At 42.4% G+C, this 24,388-nt stretch carries 26 protein-coding genes; all 26 read left to right on the forward strand.

The window, feature by feature from the left end; all coding sequences use genetic code 11:
- The first annotated feature begins 2 nt into the window (after window positions 1-2).
- Window positions 3-785, forward strand: a complete 783-nt coding sequence (gene sleB, locus A8F95_RS03320; protein WP_077247185.1) for a spore cortex-lytic enzyme — start codon at window positions 3-5, stop codon at window positions 783-785.
- Window positions 786-799: 14 nt separating this feature from the next.
- The gene (ypeB, locus tag A8F95_RS03325) at window positions 800-2,149 is read left to right on the forward strand and encodes a germination protein YpeB (RefSeq protein ID WP_065409211.1); all 1,350 of its coding nucleotides are present in this window, start codon (window positions 800-802) and stop codon (window positions 2,147-2,149) included.
- A gap of 113 nt (window positions 2,150-2,262) precedes the next feature.
- Window positions 2,263-2,925 carry a flagellar brake protein gene (locus tag A8F95_RS03330; RefSeq protein WP_065409212.1) on the forward strand — a complete coding sequence of 221 codons (663 nt, stop codon included), beginning with the start codon at window positions 2,263-2,265 and terminating at the stop codon, window positions 2,923-2,925.
- A 90-nt stretch (window positions 2,926-3,015) separates the two neighbouring features.
- Window positions 3,016-3,696, forward strand: a complete 681-nt coding sequence (gene cmk / locus A8F95_RS03335; RefSeq protein ID WP_065409213.1) for a (d)CMP kinase — start codon at window positions 3,016-3,018, stop codon at window positions 3,694-3,696.
- Window positions 3,690-4,274: a lysophospholipid acyltransferase family protein gene (locus tag A8F95_RS03340; RefSeq protein ID WP_065409214.1), complete on the forward strand. Its 585-nt coding sequence runs from the start codon at window positions 3,690-3,692 to the stop codon at window positions 4,272-4,274. Before cmk ends, A8F95_RS03340 begins: the two co-directional genes overlap by 7 nt.
- A gap of 99 nt (window positions 4,275-4,373) precedes the next feature.
- Window positions 4,374-5,522: a 30S ribosomal protein S1 gene (rpsA, locus tag A8F95_RS03345; protein ID WP_065409215.1), complete on the forward strand. Its 1,149-nt coding sequence runs from the start codon at window positions 4,374-4,376 to the stop codon at window positions 5,520-5,522.
- 81 nt (window positions 5,523-5,603) lie between these two features.
- Window positions 5,604-6,653, forward strand: coding sequence for a type 2 isopentenyl-diphosphate Delta-isomerase (gene fni, locus A8F95_RS03350; protein WP_065409216.1), 1,050 nt, complete (start codon window positions 5,604-5,606; stop codon window positions 6,651-6,653).
- A gap of 184 nt (window positions 6,654-6,837) precedes the next feature.
- Complete coding sequence (gene der / locus A8F95_RS03355) at window positions 6,838-8,148, forward strand: ribosome biogenesis GTPase Der (protein WP_065409217.1); 1,311 nt, start codon at window positions 6,838-6,840, stop codon at window positions 8,146-8,148.
- A gap of 20 nt (window positions 8,149-8,168) precedes the next feature.
- Window positions 8,169-9,218, forward strand: a complete 1,050-nt coding sequence (locus A8F95_RS03360) for an NAD(P)H-dependent glycerol-3-phosphate dehydrogenase (RefSeq protein ID WP_065409218.1) — start codon at window positions 8,169-8,171, stop codon at window positions 9,216-9,218.
- Between the two features lie 208 nt (window positions 9,219-9,426).
- Window positions 9,427-9,669, forward strand: coding sequence for a DUF2768 domain-containing protein (locus A8F95_RS03365; RefSeq protein ID WP_425414965.1), 243 nt, complete (start codon window positions 9,427-9,429; stop codon window positions 9,667-9,669).
- A 23-nt stretch (window positions 9,670-9,692) separates the two neighbouring features.
- On the forward strand, window positions 9,693-10,400 hold the full coding sequence (locus A8F95_RS03370; RefSeq protein ID WP_065409219.1) for a hypothetical protein: 708 nt from the start codon (window positions 9,693-9,695) through the stop codon (window positions 10,398-10,400).
- 145 nt (window positions 10,401-10,545) lie between these two features.
- Window positions 10,546-12,024, forward strand: a complete 1,479-nt coding sequence (gene spoIVA, locus A8F95_RS03375; RefSeq protein ID WP_065409220.1) for a stage IV sporulation protein A — start codon at window positions 10,546-10,548, stop codon at window positions 12,022-12,024.
- Between the two features lie 268 nt (window positions 12,025-12,292).
- On the forward strand, window positions 12,293-12,565 hold the full coding sequence (locus A8F95_RS03380) for an HU family DNA-binding protein (protein WP_041096968.1): 273 nt from the start codon (window positions 12,293-12,295) through the stop codon (window positions 12,563-12,565).
- A 288-nt stretch (window positions 12,566-12,853) separates the two neighbouring features.
- Complete coding sequence (gene folE / locus A8F95_RS03385) at window positions 12,854-13,420, forward strand: GTP cyclohydrolase I FolE (protein WP_049662908.1); 567 nt, start codon at window positions 12,854-12,856, stop codon at window positions 13,418-13,420.
- 21 nt (window positions 13,421-13,441) lie between these two features.
- Window positions 13,442-13,669, forward strand: coding sequence for a trp RNA-binding attenuation protein MtrB (gene mtrB / locus A8F95_RS03390; RefSeq protein ID WP_049662906.1), 228 nt, complete (start codon window positions 13,442-13,444; stop codon window positions 13,667-13,669).
- 12 nt (window positions 13,670-13,681) lie between these two features.
- Window positions 13,682-14,482 carry a heptaprenyl diphosphate synthase component 1 gene (locus A8F95_RS03395; RefSeq protein ID WP_065409221.1) on the forward strand — a complete coding sequence of 267 codons (801 nt, stop codon included), beginning with the start codon at window positions 13,682-13,684 and terminating at the stop codon, window positions 14,480-14,482.
- 3 nt (window positions 14,483-14,485) lie between these two features.
- Window positions 14,486-15,193 (forward strand): demethylmenaquinone methyltransferase, encoded by a 708-nt coding sequence (locus A8F95_RS03400; protein ID WP_049662903.1) that lies wholly within the window; start codon window positions 14,486-14,488, stop codon window positions 15,191-15,193.
- Window positions 15,194-15,211: 18 nt separating this feature from the next.
- Window positions 15,212-16,174 carry a heptaprenyl diphosphate synthase component II gene (gene hepT, locus A8F95_RS03405; protein WP_065409222.1) on the forward strand — a complete coding sequence of 321 codons (963 nt, stop codon included), beginning with the start codon at window positions 15,212-15,214 and terminating at the stop codon, window positions 16,172-16,174.
- Between the two features lie 94 nt (window positions 16,175-16,268).
- Window positions 16,269-16,715 carry a nucleoside-diphosphate kinase gene (gene ndk / locus A8F95_RS03410; RefSeq protein WP_065409223.1) on the forward strand — a complete coding sequence of 149 codons (447 nt, stop codon included), beginning with the start codon at window positions 16,269-16,271 and terminating at the stop codon, window positions 16,713-16,715.
- 463 nt (window positions 16,716-17,178) lie between these two features.
- Window positions 17,179-17,952 (forward strand): CheR family methyltransferase, encoded by a 774-nt coding sequence (locus A8F95_RS03415; RefSeq protein ID WP_065409224.1) that lies wholly within the window; start codon window positions 17,179-17,181, stop codon window positions 17,950-17,952.
- A 204-nt stretch (window positions 17,953-18,156) separates the two neighbouring features.
- On the forward strand, window positions 18,157-19,329 hold the full coding sequence (gene aroC / locus A8F95_RS03420; RefSeq protein ID WP_049662898.1) for a chorismate synthase: 1,173 nt from the start codon (window positions 18,157-18,159) through the stop codon (window positions 19,327-19,329).
- Window positions 19,330-19,331: 2 nt separating this feature from the next.
- Entirely contained in the window at window positions 19,332-20,423 is a 1,092-nt protein-coding gene (aroB, locus tag A8F95_RS03425; RefSeq protein WP_065409225.1) for a 3-dehydroquinate synthase, read from the forward strand.
- A complete protein-coding gene (aroH, locus tag A8F95_RS03430; RefSeq protein WP_065409226.1) occupies window positions 20,420-20,809 on the forward strand; it encodes a chorismate mutase in 390 nt (129 codons plus the stop codon). Before aroB ends, aroH begins: the two co-directional genes overlap by 4 nt.
- Window positions 20,810-20,833: 24 nt before the next feature.
- Window positions 20,834-21,934, forward strand: a complete 1,101-nt coding sequence (gene hisC, locus A8F95_RS03435) for a histidinol-phosphate transaminase (protein WP_065409447.1) — start codon at window positions 20,834-20,836, stop codon at window positions 21,932-21,934.
- A gap of 13 nt (window positions 21,935-21,947) precedes the next feature.
- The gene (locus tag A8F95_RS03440; protein ID WP_065409227.1) at window positions 21,948-23,051 is read left to right on the forward strand and encodes a prephenate dehydrogenase; all 1,104 of its coding nucleotides are present in this window, start codon (window positions 21,948-21,950) and stop codon (window positions 23,049-23,051) included.
- A gap of 11 nt (window positions 23,052-23,062) precedes the next feature.
- Complete coding sequence (gene aroA / locus A8F95_RS03445) at window positions 23,063-24,352, forward strand: 3-phosphoshikimate 1-carboxyvinyltransferase (protein WP_065409228.1); 1,290 nt, start codon at window positions 23,063-23,065, stop codon at window positions 24,350-24,352.
- The last annotated feature ends 36 nt before the right edge of the window (window positions 24,353-24,388 follow it).

Below are 24,388 nucleotides of genomic sequence, written 5' to 3' on the forward strand. Positions count from 1 at the left end.
AGATGAGAATTCGTTCTAATATGAAACAAACAGCGGTCATGATTTCGTTTGCTATTAGTCTCTTCACCGGCAGCTTATTTATTATGCCGGAAACTTCGCGTGCATTTTCCGGACAGGTCATCCAAAAAGGAGCTTCAGGGGATGATGTTATTGAACTGCAAGCGAGGCTTCAATACATCGGTTATTACAAAGGAAAAATCGACGGTGTATATGGCTGGGGAACTTACTGGGCGGTCCGCAACTTTCAAGAGGCTTTTGGACTGCCAATTGATGGTCTTGTTGGTGCCTCAACAAAGAATAAACTTGTAAAGGCATCAAAGTATGATGAAGCATATGTAAAATCACAAATTAATAAAGGCGGTTCCTTTACTTACTACGGAAAAGGAACCTCAAAGAATAAGCCGATAGCTCAAAGCACACCGCCTGGTTTTTCGCAGAATGATATCCAGTTAATGGCCAATGCAGTCCATGGAGAAGCGCGCGGAGAACCATACGAAGGGCAAGTAGCCGTAGCGGCAGTTATTTTAAATCGATTAGAAAGCCAAAGCTTCCCCAACACCGTATCTGGTGTTATTTTTGAGCCTCGCGCCTTCACTGCTGTTGCAGATGGACAAATTTGGCTTACGCCGAACGAAACATCAAAGCGTGCGGTATTAGATGCCATTAACGGCTGGGATCCGACGGGGAATGCTTTGTATTATTTTAATCCTGATACAGCAACAAGTGCATGGATTTGGACGAGACCGCAAATTAAAAAAATCGGAAAGCATATTTTCTGTGAATAAAAGGGGGGATTACGATGCTGCGTGGATTAATGATTGCTGTATTATCGCTGGCCGCTGTTGGTGCTGGTGTCTGGGGTTATCAAGAGCATAAAGAAAAGAATGCTATTTTAATCAATGCTGAAAACAGCTACCAACGCGCTTTTCATGATTTAACCTTTGGAATAGACCGGATCCATGATCAAATCGGGGCTACTTTAGCTATGAACTCTCGTAAGTCGCTTTCGCCGGCGCTTGCTGATGTCTGGCGGCTTACATCGGAAGCACAAAGTGACGTTGGCCAGCTGCCGCTGACCCTCTTGCCATTCAATAAAACAGAAGAATTTCTCGGCAATATGGGTGAGTTTAGTTATAAAGCGGCTGTTAGAGATTTAGAGAAAGAACCGCTTACCGATAAGGAATATAATCACTTAAAAAATCTATATAACCAGTCAGCTGATATTCAAGGTGAATTGAGAAAAGTTCAGCATATGACACTAAAAAATAACTTAAGATGGATGGACGTAGAAATGGCTTTAGCTTCTGAAAAAGAAGGAGACGATAATACTATCATCGATGGATTCAAAACAGTAGAGAAAAAAGCAGAAGGCTACAGTGAAACGAATGCTAGTACACTTCCCGGTGACACAAATGAGCTGGATGTAAATCATTTGAAGGATAGTAAAGCAGCGCCAATCACGAAAAGAGAAGCGAAAGAAAGAGCAAAATCCTACATTCAGATGAAGCAGGTAAACGATGTCAAGGTAACGAAAAGCGGGAAAGGATCTGACTTTTCTTTTTACAGTGTCTACATGAGAAATAACAAAGGTGAGGAAGCGAATATCGATATCACTAGAAAAGGCGGCTATCCGCTTTGGTATATCGTAAATAGAGAAGTGGGGGAGCAAAAAATTAGTTTAAATGAAGCAAACAACAAGGCTGCCGCTTTCTTAGAGCGGCACAAAATGAAGGATCTGGTGCTTTATGATAGTACGCAATATGACAATGTTGGTGTCTTCACTTTTGTTGGCCAGCAGGATAAGGTTCGAATTTACCCAGATGCCGTGAAAGTAAAAGTAGCTTTGGATAATGGGCAAGTTGTTGGGGTAGCAGCGAACGAATATTTAGAGAACCATCACGAGAGAAAATTGGAAAAGCCTGTATTAACAGAGAAGGAAGCAGAAAAATTTATTAACCCAAGAGTCCGCATACAGGAAAAGCGACTTGCTGTTGTTACAAATGAACTTAATCAGGAAGTGCTGTGCTATGAGTTTTTAGGCACTCTGGGTGAGGAAACCTATCGCATTTTAATTAATGCAAAAGACGGAACAGAGGAGCAAGTGGAACGAATGAATCAAGCAGAACCAGTTTATGACAACCTGTTATAAAAGTTCCAATTAGAGTGATCGTTCATTGCTTTTTTACTACTCACCTACTATAATTCGAAGAAAGAATGAATGTAAGCCCCCGCTAGGGAGAAGGAATTAGGTGAGTGATAACAATGATTGAGACGGGGATGTATTTACTGCTTGTTTCTACAGATGAGGAAGGTCAACAAGAGCATTATCGCTGCCGAGTAGCGGATATCGATGAGGGAGAGGTACTCATTGATTACCCGGTGAATATTAGCACGAATCGCTCTACTTTTTTCGTGGATGGTACACAGCTCTCGGCTGAATTCATTGATCCAAAATATTCTTCAGCTGTTTACACGTTTAATACTGAAATAAAAGGCCGGACGAAAAGGGAGATTCCACTTTTAATCCTCCATGATCCAGGTCCAGAGAAGTATGAGCGCATTCAAAGGCGGAAATTCGTCCGGGTTCCTACACCGGTTGATATAGCTGTTCACTTGGACAATACTCCCCCTTTTACAGCTGCGACGGAGGATATTAGTGCTGGAGGGATTGCCGTAGCTCTGCCAACAGGAATAGAGGCCGAAAGTGGAAATAGAGGAAGAGTATATCTTTCTATTCCGATGCAATCCGGTGAGCGTTATTATTTTGAAATACCTGTGTCTATTGTACGAGTACGCACAGATCATAAAGATCGGGTTATTGCCTCGGTTGAGTTCATAGACATACGGCAGACGGACCAGCAGATTTTACTTCGCTTCTGTTTTGAACGCCAGCTCATTATGAAAAGAAAAGGATTAATTCAATGACCACCTGCCAGTCGGCAGGCTTTTTTTTGCAGAAATAATCTCTCTCCATATGATAGAATAAGGAGAAAAAATGTTTAGAAGGTGGACGTTATGAAAAAACAAATTCAAATAGCCATTGACGGCCCGGCTGCCGCAGGGAAAAGTACCGTAGCAAAAATTATCGCTGAAAAGCTATCCTATATTTATATTGATACAGGTGCCATGTATCGAGCTCTGACATACAAAGCTCTTCAAACAGATACTAATTTAGAAGATGCAGAAAAGCTGTTAGAGCTGCTCCGTAAATCAGTTATTGATTTAAGACCAGGAAAAGCCGGCCAGCTCGTCTTTATAAATGATCAAGATGTGACAAACGAAATTAGAACAAACGAAGTAACAAATGTCGTTTCCTTTGTCGCCAAACATGCGCCTGTTCGCCAAGAGATGGTCAAGCGCCAGCAGCTGTTTGCTGAAAAGGGGGGAGTCGTCATGGATGGACGTGATATCGGTACCCACGTCCTTCCTGATGCCGAGGTGAAGATTTTTCTTAAGGCAAGTGTAGAAGAGCGAGCGAAAAGAAGACATTTGGAAAACATTTCTAAAGGGTTTTCGTCAGATATAGAGAAATTAAAAGAAGAGATTATTCTTCGCGATAAAATGGATTCAGAACGAGAAGCCGCTCCGCTAAAAAAAGCGGAAGATGCAGTAGAACTAGATACGACTTCTTTATCCATTATGGATGTTGTCGATAAAATTATTTCTATTGTAAAAGAAAGGGAACAAGCATGGTAACATTTTATACAATTGCTAGATCAGTCGTAAAATCGGTATTAATGCCCCTTTATCGTGTAGAAGTACGTGGACGGGAGCATTTTCCGAAAGAAGGCGGTGTCCTTCTATGCAGCAATCATATTGATAATCTTGATCCTCCATTAGTAGGTATTACCGCTCCAAGACCTATTTTATTTATGGCAAAAGAAGAGTTGTTTAAAATTCCCGTTTTCGGGAAAATGTTAGCTAACTTGAATGCATTTCCCGTTAAAAGAGGAGCGAGTGATAGAGAAGCTCTTCGAAAAGGGATTAAATTTTTAAAAGAAGGCAAAGTGCTCGGGCTTTTTCCGGAAGGCACCCGTTCTAAAACAGGTGAAATCGGCGAAGGAATGGCAGGGGCAGGATTCTTTGCTTTGCGCACAGATGCCCATGTTGTGCCATGTGCCATCATTGGCCCCTATAAAGCATTTCGGAAGGTGAAAGTAGTATACGGTCCTCCGATTGATATGGAAGAGCTGCGCGGCCGCAAAGCAAGTGCTGAAGAAACAACAGCCGTCATTATGTCTCATATCCGTCGCTTAAAAGAGGAATCACAATAAAAGCTTACTGCTTGACAAATGCGGTCAATTGTTAGAAGTTAGTAGAAAGAATATTTTATCAAATAAATGTAAGTAGTTCTGTATTAAGGAGGAGTACATATGACAGAGGACATGAATCAAGTAGAAGTGAACAATTACGCAGTGGGCGATAAAGTACAAGCAACTGTGGTAAAAGTGGAAGAAAAACAAGTCCAAGTTGAAATTGAAGGAAGCAAAAAAGATGGTATTATTCCAATCAGTGAACTTTCCAGCCTCCATGTAGAAAAAGCAACCGATGTTGTGAAAGAGGGAGACAAACTCGAACTCCAAATAACAAAAGAAGAAGACGATCTTTATGTTCTTTCCAAACGAAAAGCAGATGCAGAAAAAGCTTGGGAAGAAATGCAAAAGCGCTTCGAGAATGGTGAAGTGTTTGAAGCTGAAGTAAAAGAAGTAGTAAAAGGCGGACTCGTTGTAGATCTTGGCATTCGCGGATTTATTCCTGCTTCGTTAGTGGAAGATCACTACGTTGAAGACTTTGAAGATTACAAAGGAAAAACAATGAGCTTTAAAATTGTTGAACTTGATCAGGAAAAGAACCGCTTGATCTTATCCCATCGAGCTGTGATTGATATGCAAAAATCAGAAAACAAAAAGAAAGTGCTTTCTGAAATTCAGGCAGGAGATGTCCTTGAAGGGAAAGTACAGCGTCTAACAGATTTCGGGGCGTTCGTTGATATTGGCGGCGTAGATGGACTCGTGCACATCTCACAGTTGTCACATGAGCACGTTGAAAAGCCGTCTGATGTTATCCAAGAAGGCCAAGAAGTAAAGGTGAAAGTATTATCTGTTGACCGAGACAGTGAAAGAATTTCTTTATCCATTAAAGAAACGCTTCCAGGACCTTGGACAAATATTTCTGAGAAAGCCCCTGTTGGAGCTGAGTTAACAGGAACTGTTAAGCGTCTAGTTTCTTATGGCGCATTCGTAGAAGTTTTCCCAGGAGTAGAAGGGTTAGTTCACATTTCGCAAATTTCTAACAGACATATCGGTACTCCTCATGAAGTATTAAAAGAGGGTCAAGAAGTAAAAGTAAAAGTCCTTGATGTGAACGAAGAAGAAAATCGTCTATCATTGACGATGAAACCATTTGATGAAGAACCATCCCGCCAAGAAACAGAATCTTATACGATGCCGGAAGAAAATACTGGATTCCAGCTTGGCGAAATGATTGGGGATCAATTAAAAGGATTAAAACGAGAAGAATAAGCACTACACGAAGTTCGGATCTGTTTGATATAGATCCGTTCTTCTTTTTGAACGCATAGCATAAGAAAACGGTGATAAATAGTGACGAGGGCACAAAGAAAACGAGATCATATTCAATATGCGCTTTCTACAGGGCAAAATAGACGGACGGGGCTTGATGATATAACGTTTGTTCATCAAAGTCTTCCCGATACCGCGCTTGAGGAAATATCCATCCAAACGGAAATTGGCGGACTTTCACTAGGTTCGCCAATTTTTATCAATGCCATGACAGGCGGTGGCGGAAGAGAAACAGAGAGAATTAACGGCGAGCTGGCTCTAGCGGCAAAAGAAGCGGGAGTGGCGATGGCGGTCGGTTCCCAAATGTCGGCTTTAAAAAACCCGGAGGAACGGCGATCATTTAAAGTTGTTCGCAGGCTTTACAGAGACGGGATTATTTTGGCTAATTTAGGCAGCGAGGCAACTGTAGAACAGGCTGAAGCAGCGGTCGAAATGGTTGAAGCGAATGCTTTGCAAATCCACTTAAATGTCATTCAAGAGCTAACCATGCCGGAGGGTGATAGAAGCTTTAAGGGGGCGCTTGAGAGGATTGGGTTAATAGCTGATAAGTTGCCTGTCCCAGTCATCGTAAAAGAAACAGGCTTTGGGTTAGGTCGAGAGGCTATAAAGAAGTTGGCTGCCTTGCCTGTTGCTGCTGTTGATGTAAGCGGATTCGGCGGTACCAACTTTGCTGCTGTAGAAAATAAACGCCGTACGAAGAGACTGGATTATTTCAATAGCTGGGGAATTCCAACAGCCGCAGCCATTGTTGAATGTAAAACAGCTGTTGATCAGTTGGACGTGATCGCATCTGGAGGGCTGCAGAACAGCCTGGATGTCGCCAAATCGCTTGCACTTGGGGCAGCAGCGGCTGGGATGGCCGGTTCGCTGCTTAGTGTATTGATGGAAAGCGGCGCGGAGGCGTTGGCAGCGGAGCTATCTTCCCTGCACGAGGACCTTAAGCTGATTATGTGTGCGGTAGGAGCAAAGAAAGTGACAGATCTCCATAAAGTGCCTCTCATCCTTAGCGGAGAGACGTTCCACTGGCTTCATATCCGCGGATGTGATCCGGCTGCATTGGCTCAAAGATAGGGACATCACCCGTTCACAAGCAGCGGTTATTTCGGAAAACAAATGATTATAGTTGCTTGGTACTAGGAATATTGATAAAATGAACGAGTTCAGAAAAAGCCCTTCTCCTGTCAGAAGGGTTTTATTTTTACGGATGGAAAAGCTAAAAATGAGATAGAATGTAGGTATAGAAAGGGTGAACCAAATGGTGAAACCAGTTGTGGCGATTGTCGGTCGCCCGAACGTTGGAAAATCAACTATTTTTAACCGGATCGTCGGTGAGAGAATTTCAATTGTTGAAGATGTACCGGGCGTGACGAGAGATCGCATATATAGTACAGGTGAATGGCTAAATAATGAGTTTAATATCATTGATACAGGTGGAATTGACATTGGCGATGAACCATTTTTAGAACAAATACGCCAACAAGCGGAAATCGCCATTGAAGAAGCAGATGTCATCATTTTCTTAACGAGCGGCCGTGAAGGAGTGACAACGGCAGATGAAGAAGTAGCTAAAATATTATACCGGTCCAAAAAGCCAATCGTTTTAGCTGTTAATAAAGTAGATAATCCGGAAATGAGAAGCCAAATTTATGATTTTTATGCTTTAGGCTTTGGTGAACCGTTCCCGATTTCAGGAGCTCACGGTATTGGCCTTGGGGATATGCTGGACGCTGTTGTCAGCCATTTTCCAAATGCGGATGAAGAAGAGTATGATGAGGATGTTATCAAATTTTCTTTAATTGGCCGCCCGAATGTCGGCAAATCTTCGTTGGTGAACGCGCTGCTTGGAGAAGAACGTGTCATTGTCAGTGACATCGCCGGCACAACGAGAGATGCCATTGACTCCCCTTATATGTATGAGGGCCAAGAATATGTGATTATTGATACAGCCGGCATGCGTAAAAAAGGGAAGATTTACGAAACAACCGAAAAATACAGTGTGCTTCGGGCGCTCCGTGCCATCGAACGATCCGATGTCGTCCTCGTCGTTTTAAATGCTGAAGAAGGCATAAGAGAACAGGATAAGCATATTGCGGGCTACGCTCATGAAGCTGGACGAGCTGTCATTATTGTCGTCAATAAGTGGGATGCTATTGAAAAAGATGAAAAAACAATGAAAGCATTCGAGGAAAAAATTCGTAGCCACTTTTTATTCCTTGACTATGCACCGATTGTTTTCCTTTCTGCTAAGACAAAGAAGCGGGTGCATACGTTGCTGCCAGTTATTAATCAGGTAAGCGAAAGTCATTCTATGCGCGTTCAATCCAGCGTCTTAAATGATGTTGTGATGGATGCAGTTGCAATGAATCCGACACCGACTGATAAAGGCAAGCGCTTGAGAATTTACTATGCAACACAGGTAGCCGTTAAGCCGCCAACATTTGTTGTTTTTGTGAATGAGCCAGAGCTTATGCATTTCTCTTATGAGCGCTTTTTGCAAAATCGTATCCGTGAAGCGTTTGGCTTTGAAGGGACGCCGATACGCATTCTTTCACGTGCCCGAAAATAAGGAAAAGCTGGTGAGTATCCATGAAAAACAAAGAGAGCATTGCAGTGGTTGGCGCAGGCAGCTGGGGAACGGCACTAGCCATCGTCTTGGCTGATAATGGTCATGAAGTTCGCCTGTGGACCCAAAATGAGAAACGTGTAGAAGAAATTAATGGAAAACATACCAATCATCAATATTTACCTGATGTCGAGTTACCTAAAAACATCCTTGCGTTTAGTTCGATAAAGGACGTATTAAGCGGATTGGATGTCGTTGTGTTGGCTGTGCCAACAAAAGCTATTCGCGAGGTGCTCCAGTCGATCAAAAATATCCGGACAGAACCTTTTACTGTTGTCCATGTTAGCAAAGGGATTGAGCCTGACACCCTTATGCGCATATCAGAAATGATTAGAGAAGAGCTGCCTGAAGAGCTCTGTAAAGATATTGTTGTTCTCTCTGGGCCAAGCCATGCGGAGGAAGTGAGTCTTCGTCACCCGACGACTGTGACAGTTTCCTCTGAGAATATGAAAGCGGCAGAAGGAATCCAAGATATTTTTATGAATCAGCATTTTCGCGTTTACACGAATCCAGATGTAGTCGGAGTGGAAATCGGAGGAGCTTTAAAAAATATCATCGCGCTGGCAGCGGGTATATCTGACGGCCTTGGCTACGGAGACAATGCAAAGGCAGCTTTAATCACAAGGGGCCTTGCGGAAATTGCCCGCCTAGGAACAAAAATGGGAGCCGATCCGCTCACCTTTTCCGGTTTAACGGGAATTGGCGATTTAATTGTGACGTGCACAAGTGTTCATTCACGAAATTGGCGTGCGGGTAATATGCTTGGAAAAGGCCAGAAGCTGCAAGACGTTCTTGATAATATGGGAATGGTTGTTGAAGGCGTACGCACAACGAGGGCAGCCCGTCAGCTTTCTGTTAAGTATGGCGTAGAGATGCCGATTACGGAAGCGTTATATGGGATTTTATTTGAAGAAAAGGACCCGAAAGTGGCTGTAGATGAATTAATGGCCCGTATGAAGACAAATGAAATGGAAAGCCTAGTCCACATTATGGATCGACAACAGGAGATCTGAGAGGAAAGGGCGTTTGAAATAATCAAAGCTTGCAGTATAGTCATATAATGAAAGTGAATAAGCCAGCACTTAATAAATTGATGGCCGTTAAGCTAAAGCAGTAAAAGCTGCTTTAGCTCTTTTTATGTGGTTAGGTTGCCCAATTGTCCAGTTGTTATGTTATAATCATGACGACAAGAAGAGCGGTTGCCGAGTCTTACTCTGATGTATGACTCTCGATACACCGATTGATCAAGGAAAGGGGCAGTGGAAGATGTCAGCAGCCATGATGAATATGTGGATTTCCTTTGCGGGTATGGGGTTAATGATTTTCTCTGTTTTTGCTATCTATGTAAGCCGTTATAAATTTAAAAATGTTGTTTTAAAAGCTATCTCCGCTCTGTTAGCATACGCTTGTATGATTATCGGCGGCTTGATCATGGTATATATTGTATTTAGCGGTCCAGCGTAATGATTGAAGGAGAGAATCAGTGAATGAAAAAACTAGCAATTGTTCTCATAGTTACCCTCACAGCGGCGTTTATGAGCGGCTGTATGTTCCCTCAAGAGCGGCGCGCAGAAAATCGAATGCCGTATGAGGATCAAGTTCGGTCTGTTCAGTCTGCAGTCGATCAGTTTAAAGAGGCGAATGGCGGGATTTTGCCGATTAAAACAAAAGAAGAAGGCACGCCGTTATACGAAAAATATCCAATAGATTTTAAAAAGCTCATGCCGCAGTTTATAGCTGAACCTCCGGGGAATGCTTTTGAGTCGGGTGGGATTTTTCAATATGCCCTCGTGGATGTTGAGAAGAATCCTACTGTTAAATTAATTGATTTGCGCATGGCGGAACAAATTAGAGATATACAAATGCGTATCAGGTCACAAGGATACCCGCCCTTTAAAGACAATATAGCGAATAATGTTTATACATTAGACTTTAAAAAGATAGGGTTTAAAGAGGAACCTTATGTTGTCAGTCCGTATACGAACCAAAACCTTCCTCTTGTTATTTCAGGTGACGGTCATATTTATGTAGATTACAGCAGTGATTTGTATGCGGCGCTGAAGAAATCAGGAAAAAAGATGAAGCCAGGGGAAGACATTAGACCGTTATTGTTAGAAGGTTCCCTATTTGCTCCCGCTTTTTCTCTTCCTTATACAGTAAACGAGAAAAATGAGCCCATTTTTATGGTGAAATGATGAGGAGTCGTCCGCTTTCAGGACGGCTTCTTTTATTTTATAGGAATATTTTCAGTCATATAAGAGCAGGACAACATCATACAATTTACTGTAGGAACAATGCCGCTAATAAAAAAAGCAAACAATAAAGTCGGGAGGGAATTTCTTGGAAAAAGCAGATATTTTTAAAGATATAGCTGAACGGACAGGTGGAGATATCTATTTAGGAGTAGTTGGGGCGGTCCGTACGGGGAAATCCACGTTCATTAAAAAATTTATGGAACTGCTTGTTCTTCCTAATATAGACAATGAAGCGGAAAAAGCGAGAGCGCTTGATGAACTGCCACAAAGCGCGGCAGGCAAACAAATCATGACGACAGAGCCTAAATTTGTGCCCAATCAGGCAATTTCTATAAATGTGGATGAAGGACTTTCGGTAAATGTACGGCTTGTTGACTGTGTAGGATATGTGATTGAGGGAGCGAAAGGATATGAAGATGAAAACGGCCCTCGGATGATTCATACTCCTTGGTTTGAAGAGCCGATTCCTTTTCATGAAGCAGCCGAAATCGGCACGAGAAAAGTAATTCAAGAGCATTCAACAATTGGCGTATTAATTACAACAGATGGGACCGTCGGAGAAATTCCAAGAGCGAACTATTTGGAAGCGGAAGAGCGTCTCGTTGAAGAATTAAAAGAAGTAGGCAAACCATTTATTATGATTGTGAATTCCGCTCGCCCTCACCATGCAGAGACAGAAAGCCTGCGTGAAAGTTTAGTAGAGAAATATGATATCCCAGTTGTAGCAATGTCGGTTGAGAGCATGAGGGAAACTGATGTAATGAGTGTGCTGCGCGAGGCCTTGTTTGAGTTTCCAGTACATGAGGTGAATGTGAATCTGCCTGGATGGGTAATGGTGCTAAAGGAAAACCATTGGCTGCGTGGCCATTACCAAGAAGCGATAAAAGAAACGGTCCAGGATATTAAACGTCTTAGAGATGTAGACCGAGTCATTGGACAATTTGATCAGTATGAATTTATTGAGAGTGCTGGACTGGCAGGCATGGATATGGGGCAAGGTGTAGCAGAAATCGATTTATATGCTCCAGATGAGTTATACGACCGGGTATTAAAAGAAATTGTAGGAGTGGAGATTCGTGGAAAAGATCATTTGCTCGAATTAATGCAGGAATTTGCCACGGCTAAGACAGAGTATGATCAAATTGCTGACGCTCTGCGTATGGTAAAACAGACGGGGTATGGTGTAGCAGCTCCTTCACTTACGGATATGAGTCTTGATGAACCAGAAATCATCAGACAAGGGTCGCGCTTCGGAGTAAGGCTGAAAGCAGTGGCTCCTTCTATTCATATGATTAAAGTGGATGTAGAATCGGAATTTGCGCCAATCATAGGAACGGAAAAGCAAAGTGAGGAGCTCGTTCGCTACTTAATGCAAGACTTTGAGGATGATCCGCTATCGATCTGGAACTCTGACATATTTGGCCGGAATTTAAGCTCGATCGTACGGGAAGGGATTCAGGGTAAGCTCTCACTGATGCCGGAGAATGCGCGATATAAGCTAAAAGAAACATTAGAGAGAATTATAAATGAAGGCTCAGGAGGCATGATTGCCATTATTTTGTAAGTATTTGTTCGCAGACTTCCTTTAACGGCAGGGGAGTCTTTTTTGTTTTTTGCCCCAAAGCTAGAAAGAATGAGAATTATTAAGGGATTCTGCTTGATATGGCATTTCTTATGTGATAATCTTTTAACAGAATTAATGTGTAAAAACATTGATTTAAAAGCTTTTTTTCGTTTTAATGTATAAAAAATGAAAAAATGGCTTAGGAATGAAAGTAATGGTACAAGATACACACTTTCGTTGAAACCCCCTTTGGGAGGAGGTGAATGGCATGAACAAAACAGATTTAATTAATCAAGTTGCAGAAACAGCAGAATTATCTAAAAAAGATGCTACTAAAGCGGTTGAGGCCGTCTTTGATGCCATCCAAAACTCATTAGCAAGCGGAGACAAAGTTCAATTGATTGGTTTCGGAAACTTTGAAGTACGCGAGCGTTCTGCACGTAAAGGGCGCAACCCGCAAACTGGAGCAGAAATCGAGATTGCAGCGAGCAAAGTACCTGCATTTAAACCAGGAAAAGCTTTGAAAGATGCAGTTAAATAATTACATAGCCTAACGGCTACAGGGAGAGGCCTTCATGGTCTCTCTTTTTTGTTCCATCCATTTGTACTCATATAAAACAAAGTGTTCACTTTCTTATTTAGGTGAATGAATTCCATTACTTTTTTCTAGTGAACTACAAAAAAGACAGGGGTGACTGTCCTCAGGCGTTATTGGACAGGGAAAAACAATTGCCTGTCCAGACAGAACAGGCGCTTCCGCTTTTTGAATAGTTATGCTACTATTTAGTGAGTGTTTTAATTTTACGATTGATAGAGAGGATTGTAGAGGATGGCTGAAGTGAATCGTGCTCAAATTGAAGAAGCAGTTCGGATGATCTTAGAGGCAGTCGGAGAGGATCCTAACCGTGAAGGGCTGCTAGATACACCTAAGCGGGTAGCTAAAATGTACGAGGAAATTTTCTCCGGTTTAAATAAAGATCCAAAAGAATATTTTGAAACTATTTTTGGGGAGGATTATGAAGAGCTTGTATTAGTGAAAGACATTCCTTTTTACTCTTTGTGCGAGCATCATCTTGTTCCCTTTTTCGGACACGCTCATGTAGCGTATCTTCCTAAGAACGGAAAAGTTACAGGGCTTAGCAAATTGGCAAGAGCAGTAGAAACGGTAGCAAGACGCCCGCAGCTCCAGGAACGCATCACGGCTGAAGTAGCTGATGCCATTATGGAGAAGCTGCAGCCACATGGTGTAATGGTCGTAATAGAGGCGGAGCATATGTGCATGGCGATGCGTGGAGTGAAGAAGCCGGGAGCGAAAACAGTCACAACAGCAGCACGCGGAAAGTATGCCAATGACGTACACTTACGCTCAGAGCTGTTGAATTTGATTAAAGGCTGATAGAAAAGAGGTTGAGGTCAAATGAAGAATAATCAGGCCGACTTTATTATGATCCGAGCGATAGAAGACGGAGTGAATGTGATTGGTTTAACAAGAGGATCAGACACTCGCTTTCATCATTCGGAAAAGCTGGATAAAGGAGAAGTCATGATTGCTCAGTTTACAGAGCATACTTCGGCCATTAAAGTTCGCGGCCGCGCAAAAATTATTACAAGTTTCGGTGAAGTGGAAAGCGGAAATGAATCGTAAGGGGTAGACGAGATGAATGAATGGCTTGAGAGAAAAATAATGATTAAACAAGAAGTGCAACGGAGGCTTTCTTATCCATATTTAAAGAAATTTATTGAAAAGCCAGAAGTTGACGAGCTTCGCTTGCTCACTTTAATGCTGCCTTTCACTATGGATCAATTGTCGTCAGACGAGACAGTAAAATATATTACAACAGCCAGCTTAATTCAGATCGCTCTTGATACCCACGAAAAAGTAATAACTTCATCGGATGAAATTGCAATAGATCAACAGCTAACCGTACTCGCCGGTGATTATTTCAGCGGCTTGTACTATCAGATTTTAGCGGAATTAAAAGACATTCGAATGATCCGTGCTCTTTCAGATGCTGTTAAAAGTATTAATGAGAACAAAATTATCCTTTATCAGCAAGAACACACCTCTATGGAATCTTTAATGGAAAGTGTGTGTAAAATTGAGACGGAAATTGTCGAACGCTTTTACACTGTCTTTCGCGTTCAGTCTTTTTTTCCGCTCGTTTCTCGGTTATTGTTTGCTAAACGGCTATTACGGGAAAAACAGCGCTTTATAACAGAAGGACAGGCTTTAACAGCTAAAGCGATCGAAAGCTTGATCTTTCCGCAAAGAACAAGTTCACTTTCACTTGAGAATCACAAAGCTATTGTGCAGGTTTATGATGACTATATCAATCAAGTGAAAGAAGAGGCGGAACGAGCTTTAGATGAACAATGGCCTGCTAATTCGGAGGAGCAATTATACGGATTGCTGTATAATACGGTCTTCGGAAACAAAACATATGCGGAAGAAGGTTAATGAATGCAACAATCGAAAGAAGAAAAAGTTCATGGCGTGTTTGAGAAGATTTCCTCTAATTACGATCAAATGAATTCCTTAATCAGCTTTCAGCAGCATAAGCGGTGGAGAAATAACACGATGAAGAAAATGAATGTCCAGAAAAAGGAGACAGCCCTTGATGTATGCTGTGGAACAGGGGACTGGACGATCGCCCTCGCTCAAGCTGTTGGGCCAGAGGGACGTGTAGTCGGACTCGATTTTAGTCAAAATATGTTGAGTGTTGGCAAAAGGAAGATAGAAGAATTCGGTTTAGATCAAGTAGAAATGATTCAGGGGAATGCAATGGAGCTTCCGTTTGAGGACAATACGTTTGATTATGTGACGATTGGATTTGGTCTTCGCAATGTACCGGATTATATGCAGGTACTTCGCGAGATGCACCGCGTTCTTAAGCCGGGCGGTATGGCTGTGTGCCTGGAAACCTCCCAGCCGACCATGCTCGGTTTCCGGCAGCTGTATTTCTTTTACTTTCGTTTTATTATGCCGCTGTTTGGAAAGTTATTCGCAAAGAGCTATAAAGAATATTCCTGGCTTCAGGAATCTGCCCGTGATTTTCCCGGAATGAAAGAGTTAAAGCAAATGTTTGAACAGGCAGGGCTTATCAATGTCAGTTATATGCCACATACAGGCGGCGTAGCGGCAACCCATATTGGTTTTAAACAAAAGTAAATAAGCTGGGTGGAAAAAATGAAGTTAACTATGCTATATTCGTTCCTAAAAGCGGATATTGATTTAATAGAAAAAGAATTAGAGATGGCGATTTCTTCTTCCTCTCCTTCATTGCGGGATGCATCGCTTCATTTGCTGCAGGCAGGGGGAAAACGGATTCGACCAGTTTTTGTGCTGCTTGCCGCCAAATTTGGTGACTATAATATAGAACGGGTTAAAAACATAGCGGTGGCTCTTGAATTAATTCATATGGCTTCATTAGTACATGATGACGTGATTGATAATGCAGAGCTCCGGCGAGGGCAGCCGACAGTAAAAGCTGAGTGGGATAATCGAGTAGCTATGTATACGGGCGATTATATTTTCGCGCGAGCCTTAGAATACATGACAGAAATTGAAGATATCGAAGCGCACCGGATTTTGTCGAACACAATGGTCGAATTATGCATTGGGGAAATCAATCAAATCAAGGATAAGTATCGTTTTGACCAAAATTTGCGGGATTACTTGCGGAGAATTAAGCGTAAGACCGCTATATTAATTGCAGCAAGCTGCCAAATAGGTGCCATTTCTGCCAATGTCCCGAAAGCTGTTCATGAAAAGCTGTTTCAATTTGGCTACAATGTTGGAATGGCTTTTCAAATTACAGACGACATACTGGATCTAACTGCGACAGAAGAGGAGCTGGGCAAGCCGGCCGGAAGTGATCTTTGGCAAGGGAATGTGACGCTTCCGGTTCTGTATGCACTAGAAGATGAGCAGTTGCAAGCAAGAATTGTTCAGGTTAATAAGCATACAGTAAAATCAGATATAGATGATATTATTCATCGTATCAAGCAGAGTGATGCTATCGACCGCTCACATGCGTTAAGTCAGCGCTATTTAAACCGAGCTTTAACTATACTGGACGATCTGCCCTCCAATCGTACGAAAAAATCACTTCGGGATATTGCCAGATTCATCGGCAAGCGAAAATATTAGTTTTTTAGCGGAAATGTTGTCAACTGGCCCAATCAATGGTACTATTTTTAAGGATTGTTATTAAAAAACGATACATATTATAGGAGTGAATACAATGGAAAAAACATATTTAATGGTGAAACCTGATGGTGTTCAAAGAGGCTTAGTTGGCGAAATCGTAGCTCGCTTTGAAAAGAAAGGTTTTCAATTAGTAGGCGCAAAATTAATGAGCGTTTCTAAAGAAACAGCTGAACAGCATTATGCAGAGCATAAAGAGCGTCCTTTCTTCGGTGAGTTAGTAGACTTCATTACTTCTAGCCCTGTATTTGCTATGGTTTGGGAAGGCGAAAATGTGATTGCTACAGCTCGTCAAATGATGGGATCTACAAACCCTAAAGATGCAGCACCTGGAACAATCCGCGGCGATTTCGGCGTAACAGTCGGCAAAAATATCATTCACGGTTCTGATTCTCCAGAAAGCGCAGAAAGAGAAATCTCTATCTTCTTTAAAGAAGAAGAATTAACAACTTACAACAAACAAATCAACGAGTGGATTTACTAATAAAAGCGGAAACGGCCGTTTATCGGCGACAAGCATAAGACGAGCCGTCTGGAAGGTTGTTCTTTAACCTTTGGGCGGCTTGACTTATGACCTCGAGCCGATGGCCGTTGCAGCTGGATAAAATAAAAGCGGAAGGTGCTCGTTCAGCGTGATAGGGGGATTGAAGGGGAGTCCGAGGAGTCGTTCTTTGACCCCTTGAAAATTCCGAAGCACTGTCCAAAAGTTTTTTAAATGAAATGATATAAAAAGAAAAGGCAGAAATATTGTTAGATCAACATTTCAGCCTTTTCTTTTTTTATTTATTTCTGGACGGATCACCTCTCTTGAGGCAGCCCCTTTTTAATTGTTCTTTAATTTTCCAAAAAATAATCTCCTTTCCCCCCTGCTCTTCGTTATAATAGGAACTATAGAACGGTAATAAATACCTACCGGTGGTTGTCCAAGTGAGAAAGGGGAAGGACATATGAATGATTATGAAAATTTTATAGCAAATATTAAACGAAAAACAGGTATCGACCTTGGAAAATATAAAGAAGCCCAAATGAAAAGACGTTTAACCTCATTATATGAAAAGAAAGGCTGCCGTTCTTTTAAAGAATTTTTTGAGTTGATGAGTAAAGACCCTAATCTTCTTAATGAGTTTTTAGATAGAATGACAATTAATGTATCTGAATTTTACCGAAACGCTAAGAGGTGGGAAGTACTGGAGAAAAAAATTTTCCCCCGGCTGCTTTCAGAAAATAAAAAATTAAAAATATGGAGTGCAGCTTGTTCAACAGGGGAAGAACCGTACACCACAGCAATGGTTCTCTCTAATTATTTGCCGCTATCACAAATTTCGATTCTGGCGACAGATTTAGATTCCAATGCTATTCAGAAAGCGAAGCGGGCAGTATACCCTGAACGTTCACTCGCAGAGGTTCCGGCTGATAAAAAACAAAAGTTTTTCACGAAACAAGGGGAATTTTATACGGTAAGCGAAGAGGTTAAGCGAACGGTCACATTTAAGAAGCAGGATTTGCTGGCAGATCGCTTTGATTCGGGTTTTGACCTCATTATTTGTCGGAATGTGATGATTTATTTTACTGAGGAAGCAAAGGACCAATTGTATAAGAAATTTAGTGCAGCATTGAGGAAAGGCGGAGTGTTGTTCGTCGGCAGCACAGAGCAAATCTTCAATCCTGGGGATTATCATTTTGAGGCAGAAGATACATTTTTCTACCAAAAAGTTAAATAAAGAGGGAGAGAGAATGTAAGGCCTTTCATAGAAAGGCCTTTTTCTTTATGTACATTAATATTTCGAAAAATGTAAAGAATTATGACAAATGTGCCTGTAATTGTGGTAAAATTCTCAAAAACATACTTAAGAATTGAATCACAATGAAAAAAATATGTTATAGTAGTACATAACCGCTTTAACGAGTTGAAGGGAGAAAGTATTATGAGATATTTAACAGCAGGAGAATCGCATGGACCACAATTAACAACCATTATTGAGGGGCTGCCAGCCGGAATGCCGCTTACAGCCGAAGCTATAAACAAAGAGCTCAGCCGCAGACAAAAAGGGCACGGCAGAGGCCGCAGAATGCAAATCGAAAAGGATCAGGCACAAATTAAGAGCGGTGTCCGCCATGGTTACACACTTGGATCACCTGTTGCTCTCGTCGTTGAAAATAACGATTGGAAACATTGGACAAAAATTATGGGCAGTGAGCCGTTTGATGAAGCAGATGGGGAAGAGATGAAGCGGCAGATTACCCGTCCGCGTCCGGGGCACGCTGATTTAAATGGCGGCTTAAAATACGGCCATCGGGATATGAGAAACGTACTGGAGCGCTCTTCTGCCCGCGAAACAACTGTACGGGTAGCAGCTGGCGCTGTTGCAAAACAGTTATTGAAACTTTTAGGCATCGAAATTGCTTCTCACGTCATTGAAATTGGCGGCATTAAAGCCGAGCATGTAGAATTTGAGAGTTTAGCACAATTACAAGAGTTAAGTGAAAACTCACCGGTTCGCTGTCTGGACCAAGAAGCTGAGAAAAAAATGATGCAGGCCATCGATGATGCAAAAGCAAACGGTGATTCAATTGGCGGTGTCGTTGAAGTGATCGCCGAAGGTATGCCAGCAGGAGTAGGAAGCTACGTTCACTGGGACAGAAAGTTAGATGCTAAAATTGCAGCAGCCGTTATGAGCATAAACGCTTTTAAAGGAGTAGAAATCGGAATTGGTTTCGAAGCAGCAGAGAGATTTGGCAGTGAAGTGCACGATGAAATTGCTTGGAGTGAAGAAAGAGGATATTACCGGAAAACGAATCGTCTAGGCGGTTTCGAAGGTGGAATGACAACAGGCATGCCGGTAGTTGTTCGTGGGGTGATGAAGCCGATTCCTACACTATACAAACCGCTTGAAAGTGTTGATATTGATACGAAAGAGCCATTCACTGCAAGTATTGAACGTTCAGATAGCTGTGCGGTACCTGCAGCAGCCGTTGTGGCTGAAGCGGTTGTAGCTTGGGAGCTTGCTTCCGCTATTGTTGACCAATTTTATAGCGACCGAATGGATACGTTAGCAGCGTCGCTAGAAGAATTCCGGCGCTATGCAAAGGAGTTCTAATCATGAGAGAGTTAACGATTGAAACACCAGATCAATCTTACCCTGTCTACGTTGGAGAAGGCGCGCTAAGCAAATTGACTGAGTTATTTGCCGGTCCTTTAAAGGGGACAACTAAACTTCTTGTCATTGCCGATGAGCTTGTTGCCTCGTTACATAGTGAGGCATTGCAGCAGGCTCTTCCGCCTCAGCTCTCATGTGAGTGGCTGACAGTGCCGAATGGCGAGGCAGCTAAAACCTTCTCTTCCTTTGAGAACTGTTTAACGTTTGCCCTTGAAAAAGGACTTGATCGTAAATCTTGTATCCTAGCATTCGGCGGCGGGGCTACTGGTGACTTGGCTGGATACGTAGCAGCAAGTTATATGCGGGGAATTTCATTCATCCAAATTCCGACGACTATTTTGGCCCACGATAGTGCGGTAGGCGGAAAAACGGCTATTAATCATCCGCTCGGCAAAAATATGATTGGCCATTTTCATCAGCCAGCAGCTGTTGTGTTCGATACTCGCTTTCTTCAAACATTGCCTGAGCAGCAAGTTCGTTCGGGTTTTGCGGAAGTGATCAAGCACGCCTTAATTGCTGATCCAGCTTTTTTAGCTGAGTTAAAGGCTAATGTTAAGAGCTTTAAAGACTTGTCTGCTGATTTTCTCGCTTATTGTCTTGAAAAAGGCATCCAAATTAAAGGGGAGATTGTCGGAAAGGATGTAAAAGAGCAGGGAGTCAGGGCTTACTTGAATTTTGGCCATACTTATGGCCATGCGCTTGAGGCAAAGCTTGGCTACGGCCGGATTACACATGGAGAAGCTGTAGCAGCAGGAATGGTGTTTGCGCTTCATGTCAGTGAAAGAAAAGCAGGCTTGTCATTCGATTTAAAAGAATTTATCGTTTGGCTTAAAGGGCTGGGCTATCCGTTAGATTTGAATAACGGATTGCCGTTTGAAGAACTATACACATTAATGGCAAGAGATAAAAAGACGATCGGTGAAACTATTCGTTTTGTATTATTGCAGGAAGTAGGGCGACCGGTTATGAAAGAAATGAGCCGGCAGGAACTAGAAGAGGCCGATCGATTTATGAGAGAGGAGGCTGCCGTGTGATCAGGGGAATTAGGGGAGCAACGACGGTAAAAGAAAATAATGAAAAAGAAATGATCGATTGTACGGAAGTGCTTTTGAAAGAAATGGTTCAACAAAATAATTTGCAGCCTGAGGATGTTTGCTCGGTTTTTATTTCCGTAACGAATGATATTGATGCGGCTTTTCCTGCGAGAGCTTTAAGGAGACTATCCGGGTGGGAGTATGTACCGGTGATGTGTATGAATGAGATCCCGGTACCCGGCAGTTTAGCGCAATGCATTAGGGTTATGATGCATGTGAATACTAAAGCGGCGCAGCAAGAAGTTAAACATATTTATTTAGAAGAAGCTGTGAAGCTGCGGCCCGATCTGCAACAATCAAGCCAATGCGGTCAGCTGAGCAAGTAACCAAAAGAAGGGATTGTGATGAAGATGAAATGGAAACAACAAATTAATGGTCTGAAAGCCTATCAGCCTGGACGTTCAATTGAAGATGTAAAAAAAGAATACGGTCTTGAGAAAATCGTTAAGCTTGCATCAAATGAAAATCCTTTCGGTTCATCCAATAAAGCGAAAGAATGGGTACAATCGTATGATTCCTCCTACGCCCTTTATCCGGATGGTTATACAACTGTTCTGCGCTCTGCTCTTAGTGAATTTCTTGGTGTAGATGAAAAGCAGCTTATTTTTGGCAATGGTTCTGATGAGTTAATTTTAATTATTTCTAGAGCTCTGCTTGAGCCAGGAAAAAATACGGTGATGGCAACACCTACTTTCCCGCAATACCGACACAATGCAACAGTGGAAGGAGCTGAAATTCGCGAGGTTCCACTTGTAGACGGTGCTCATGATCTAGATGCCATGCTTGCAGCCATTGACGAACAGACAGCGGTTGTCTGGCTGTGCAGTCCGAACAATCCAACGGGGATTTATATTAACAATGAGCATCTCATTCAATTTTTAGATAAAGTACCGAATGATGTTCTCGTTGTTCTCGATGAAGCCTACTATGAATACGTAACAGCGGATGATTATTATAATGCTTTAGAGGTTGCGAAAAATTATTCAAACGTAATTGTTTTAAGAACGTTCTCTAAAATCTATGGACTCGCTAGCTTCCGTGTTGGCTATGGGTTTGGTTCTGAAGAAATCATTCGTGCTTTAGAGCCAGTGCGTGAACCATTTAATATTAATACGCTTGGAGGAGGTGCGGCTTTAGCTGCCCTCGCGGATCAAGAGTTTGTGAATAAGTGTAAAGAAGAGAATAAAAAGGGACTCGAACAGTTCTACCAATTCTGTCAAAAAGAAAATCTAGACTATTATCCGTCGGAAGGAAATTTCATTTTAATCGATTTTAAATGTGACAGCGATCAGCTATTTGAGTATTTAATGAAAAAAGGCTATATCGTCCGCTCAGGAAACGCTCTTGGCTGCCCAGGCGCGGTTCGGGTAACCGTCGGATCACACGATCAAAATGAAGGAGTTATTCAAGCTATGAAGAGTTTCATAGTAGAAAACGCGATTAGACAGTAGGTGCTTGTGGAAAATGAGAGGAACTGTATTAGTTGCCGGAATGGGATTAATTGGCGGATCGCTGGCAAAAGCGATCAAGGCAGCCCATCCCCAGGCAGAAATAATCGGATACGACATTCGCGAAGATGAAGTAGGTCTTGCGGAAGCGTTAAATATCATTGACAAAAAAGCAGAATCGTTTCAGCAAGGGGCTGAACAGGCCGATCTAATCGTTTTAGCTGTACCTGTTTTACAGACAGAAAAGCTAATTAACGAGCTGGCTGAATTTACTTTAAAAGAAGAGGTTATTATTACAGACACAGGCAGTACGAAAAAACGAATTATGTCCTGTGCGGCTATCTTGGAGGACCGTCAGATCACCTTTATTGGTGGTCATCCGATGGCTGGATCTCACAAAAGCGGAGTGGCAGCTGCCAAAGAACTTCTGTTTGAAAATGCCTTTTATTTGTTAACCCCGGGGGAAGGGGCTAATGAAAAGCAAATAGCCGTCCTGAAAAAATGGCTGCAAGGAACAAAAGCTAAAATAATAGAAATCTCTGCTGACGACCATGATCGCCTGACAGGTGTCGTCAGCCATTTCCCTCATGTGATCGCGGCTTCTCTTGTTCACCAGGCTCGCAAATACAATAATAGCAATTCTCTTATTTCTCGTCTTGCGGCTGGTGGATTTCGTGACTTGACGAGAATCGCTTCATCTAATCCCGAAATGTGGAAGGATATTTCCTTACATAACAAAGACGTATTGCTGACACTTTTGCATGATTGGAAAATAGAGATGGAGAGAGTAATAGAAGTTTTGGAAGAAGAGAGTGAGCCTCTTCTATTTGACTATTTTAATGAAGCGAAAGAATTTAGAGATGATCTTCCTGCTAAAGCGATGGGGGCGATTCCTTCATTCTATGATTTATACGTCGATGTACCGGATTATCCAGGCGTAATATCGGAAGTTACGGCCTATTTAGCAGAAGAAAGAATCAGCATTACGAACATTAGAATTATGGAAACGCGAGAAGACGTGTACGGAGTGCTTGTGATTAGCTTTCAAAATGAAAGAGATCGGAAACGAGCACAGCAATGTATAGAAAAGCAAACAAACTATGACTTATTTTTAGCCTAAAGGGTGATTCGATGAAGGAAATGGAGTTAGAACTAACAAATTCCCCGCTGAATGGGCGAATAGAAGTACCAGGAGATAAATCAATTTCCCACCGCTCGGTTATGTTCGGTGCCTTAGCAGAAGGTAAAACAACGATCCGACATTTTTTGAAGGGTGAGGATTGTTTGCGGACGATTGATTGTTTTCGCAAGCTAGGGGTTAACATCGAAGAAACCGATGAAGAAATTATTGTGTACGGAAAGGGCTGGGAAGGGTTAAGTGAGCCAACCGAAATTCTCGATGCCGGCAATTCGGGTACAACGACGAGACTTTTGTTAGGGATTCTCGCTGGAAGACCATTCCATACTGTATTAATTGGCGACGAATCTATTGCCAAGCGGCCAATGGATCGGGTAGTCGTGCCGCTGACAAGCATGGGGGCAAAAATTAATGGAAGAAGCAGCGGCCGGTTTACACCGCTTGCCGTTAATGGTTCCAAACTTCATGCCATTCAATATGAATTGCCTGTAGCCAGCGCTCAAGTGAAGTCCGCTATCTTATTTGCTGCTCTTCAGGCAGAGGGAGAGACGGTTATTACGGAGCCGCAGCTAACCCGTGATCATACAGAAAAAATGATCAAGCAGTTTGGTGGGGATATTACTAGACGCGGCAATGAAATCGTCGTACAAGGCGGCCAGTCGTTTACAGGCACGAATGTATATGTACCGGGAGACATTTCTTCAGCGGCCTTTTTTCTCGTTGCCGGCGCTATGGTGCCTGGCAGTGAAATCGTCCTTGAAAACGTGGGCTTGAACCCGACAAGAAGGGGAATTATTGATGTTCTCGTTCAAATGGGTGCAGATATTCATGTTGAAGCGAGTGACGCGATTGGAGAAGAGATAGGGACGATTACGATTCGCACTTCCCAGTTAAAGGGCATTGAAATTGGCGGCGATTTGATTCCAAAGCTGATTGATGAAATTCCGATCATTGCGTTACTTGCTACCCAAGCAGAGGGAAAGACCGTCATCAAAGATGCGGAAGAATTAAAAGTAAAAGAAACGAATCGCATTGATACAGTTGTAAATGAATTGAAAAAGCTCGGAGCAGAAATTGAGGCAACCGAAGACGGTATGATTGTATATGGCAAGAGCCCGCTGACTGGAGCGCGTGTCTCATCACATGGGGATCATCGGATTGGTATGATGCTCGCGGTTGCGTCTCTTGTGGCTAACGGAACGCTTACGCTCGAAAATCCTGAGTCTATCGCCGTTTCCTATCCTTCTTTTTTTGAAGATATGAAACAGCTGACTCAAAAATAATCAACCGAAGATACTGATTTATAAAAGCGATACGTA

It is taken from the genome of Pseudobacillus wudalianchiensis (genome assembly GCF_001685015.1).
Lineage (GTDB): Bacteria > Bacillota > Bacilli > Bacillales > Domibacillaceae > Pseudobacillus > Pseudobacillus wudalianchiensis.

What these genes read in the sequence shown, in the direction of transcription:
- sleB (WP_077247185.1), top strand. Translation starts at nt 3, where the DNA reads ATGAGAATTCGTTCTAATATGAAACAAACAGCGGTCATGATTTCGTTT.
- ypeB (WP_065409211.1), top strand. Translation starts at nt 800, where the DNA reads ATGCTGCGTGGATTAATGATTGCTGTATTATCGCTGGCCGCTGTTGGT.
- A8F95_RS03330 (WP_065409212.1), top strand. Translation starts at nt 2,263, where the DNA reads ATGATTGAGACGGGGATGTATTTACTGCTTGTTTCTACAGATGAGGAA.
- cmk (WP_065409213.1), top strand. Translation starts at nt 3,016, where the DNA reads ATGAAAAAACAAATTCAAATAGCCATTGACGGCCCGGCTGCCGCAGGG.
- A8F95_RS03340 (WP_065409214.1), top strand. Translation starts at nt 3,690, where the DNA reads ATGGTAACATTTTATACAATTGCTAGATCAGTCGTAAAATCGGTATTA.
- rpsA (WP_065409215.1), top strand. Translation starts at nt 4,374, where the DNA reads ATGACAGAGGACATGAATCAAGTAGAAGTGAACAATTACGCAGTGGGC.
- der (WP_065409217.1), top strand. Translation starts at nt 6,838, where the DNA reads ATGGTGAAACCAGTTGTGGCGATTGTCGGTCGCCCGAACGTTGGAAAA.
- A8F95_RS03360 (WP_065409218.1), top strand. Translation starts at nt 8,169, where the DNA reads ATGAAAAACAAAGAGAGCATTGCAGTGGTTGGCGCAGGCAGCTGGGGA.
- A8F95_RS03365 (WP_425414965.1), top strand. Translation starts at nt 9,427, where the DNA reads ATGACTCTCGATACACCGATTGATCAAGGAAAGGGGCAGTGGAAGATG.
- A8F95_RS03370 (WP_065409219.1), top strand. Translation starts at nt 9,693, where the DNA reads ATGAAAAAACTAGCAATTGTTCTCATAGTTACCCTCACAGCGGCGTTT.
- A8F95_RS03380 (WP_041096968.1), top strand. Translation starts at nt 12,293, where the DNA reads ATGAACAAAACAGATTTAATTAATCAAGTTGCAGAAACAGCAGAATTA.
- folE (WP_049662908.1), top strand. Translation starts at nt 12,854, where the DNA reads ATGGCTGAAGTGAATCGTGCTCAAATTGAAGAAGCAGTTCGGATGATC.
- mtrB (WP_049662906.1), top strand. Translation starts at nt 13,442, where the DNA reads ATGAAGAATAATCAGGCCGACTTTATTATGATCCGAGCGATAGAAGAC.
- A8F95_RS03395 (WP_065409221.1), top strand. Translation starts at nt 13,682, where the DNA reads ATGAATGAATGGCTTGAGAGAAAAATAATGATTAAACAAGAAGTGCAA.
- A8F95_RS03400 (WP_049662903.1), top strand. Translation starts at nt 14,486, where the DNA reads ATGCAACAATCGAAAGAAGAAAAAGTTCATGGCGTGTTTGAGAAGATT.
- hepT (WP_065409222.1), top strand. Translation starts at nt 15,212, where the DNA reads ATGAAGTTAACTATGCTATATTCGTTCCTAAAAGCGGATATTGATTTA.
- ndk (WP_065409223.1), top strand. Translation starts at nt 16,269, where the DNA reads ATGGAAAAAACATATTTAATGGTGAAACCTGATGGTGTTCAAAGAGGC.
- A8F95_RS03415 (WP_065409224.1), top strand. Translation starts at nt 17,179, where the DNA reads ATGAATGATTATGAAAATTTTATAGCAAATATTAAACGAAAAACAGGT.
- aroC (WP_049662898.1), top strand. Translation starts at nt 18,157, where the DNA reads ATGAGATATTTAACAGCAGGAGAATCGCATGGACCACAATTAACAACC.
- aroB (WP_065409225.1), top strand. Translation starts at nt 19,332, where the DNA reads ATGAGAGAGTTAACGATTGAAACACCAGATCAATCTTACCCTGTCTAC.
- hisC (WP_065409447.1), top strand. Translation starts at nt 20,834, where the DNA reads ATGAAATGGAAACAACAAATTAATGGTCTGAAAGCCTATCAGCCTGGA.
- A8F95_RS03440 (WP_065409227.1), top strand. Translation starts at nt 21,948, where the DNA reads ATGAGAGGAACTGTATTAGTTGCCGGAATGGGATTAATTGGCGGATCG.
- aroA (WP_065409228.1), top strand. Translation starts at nt 23,063, where the DNA reads ATGAAGGAAATGGAGTTAGAACTAACAAATTCCCCGCTGAATGGGCGA.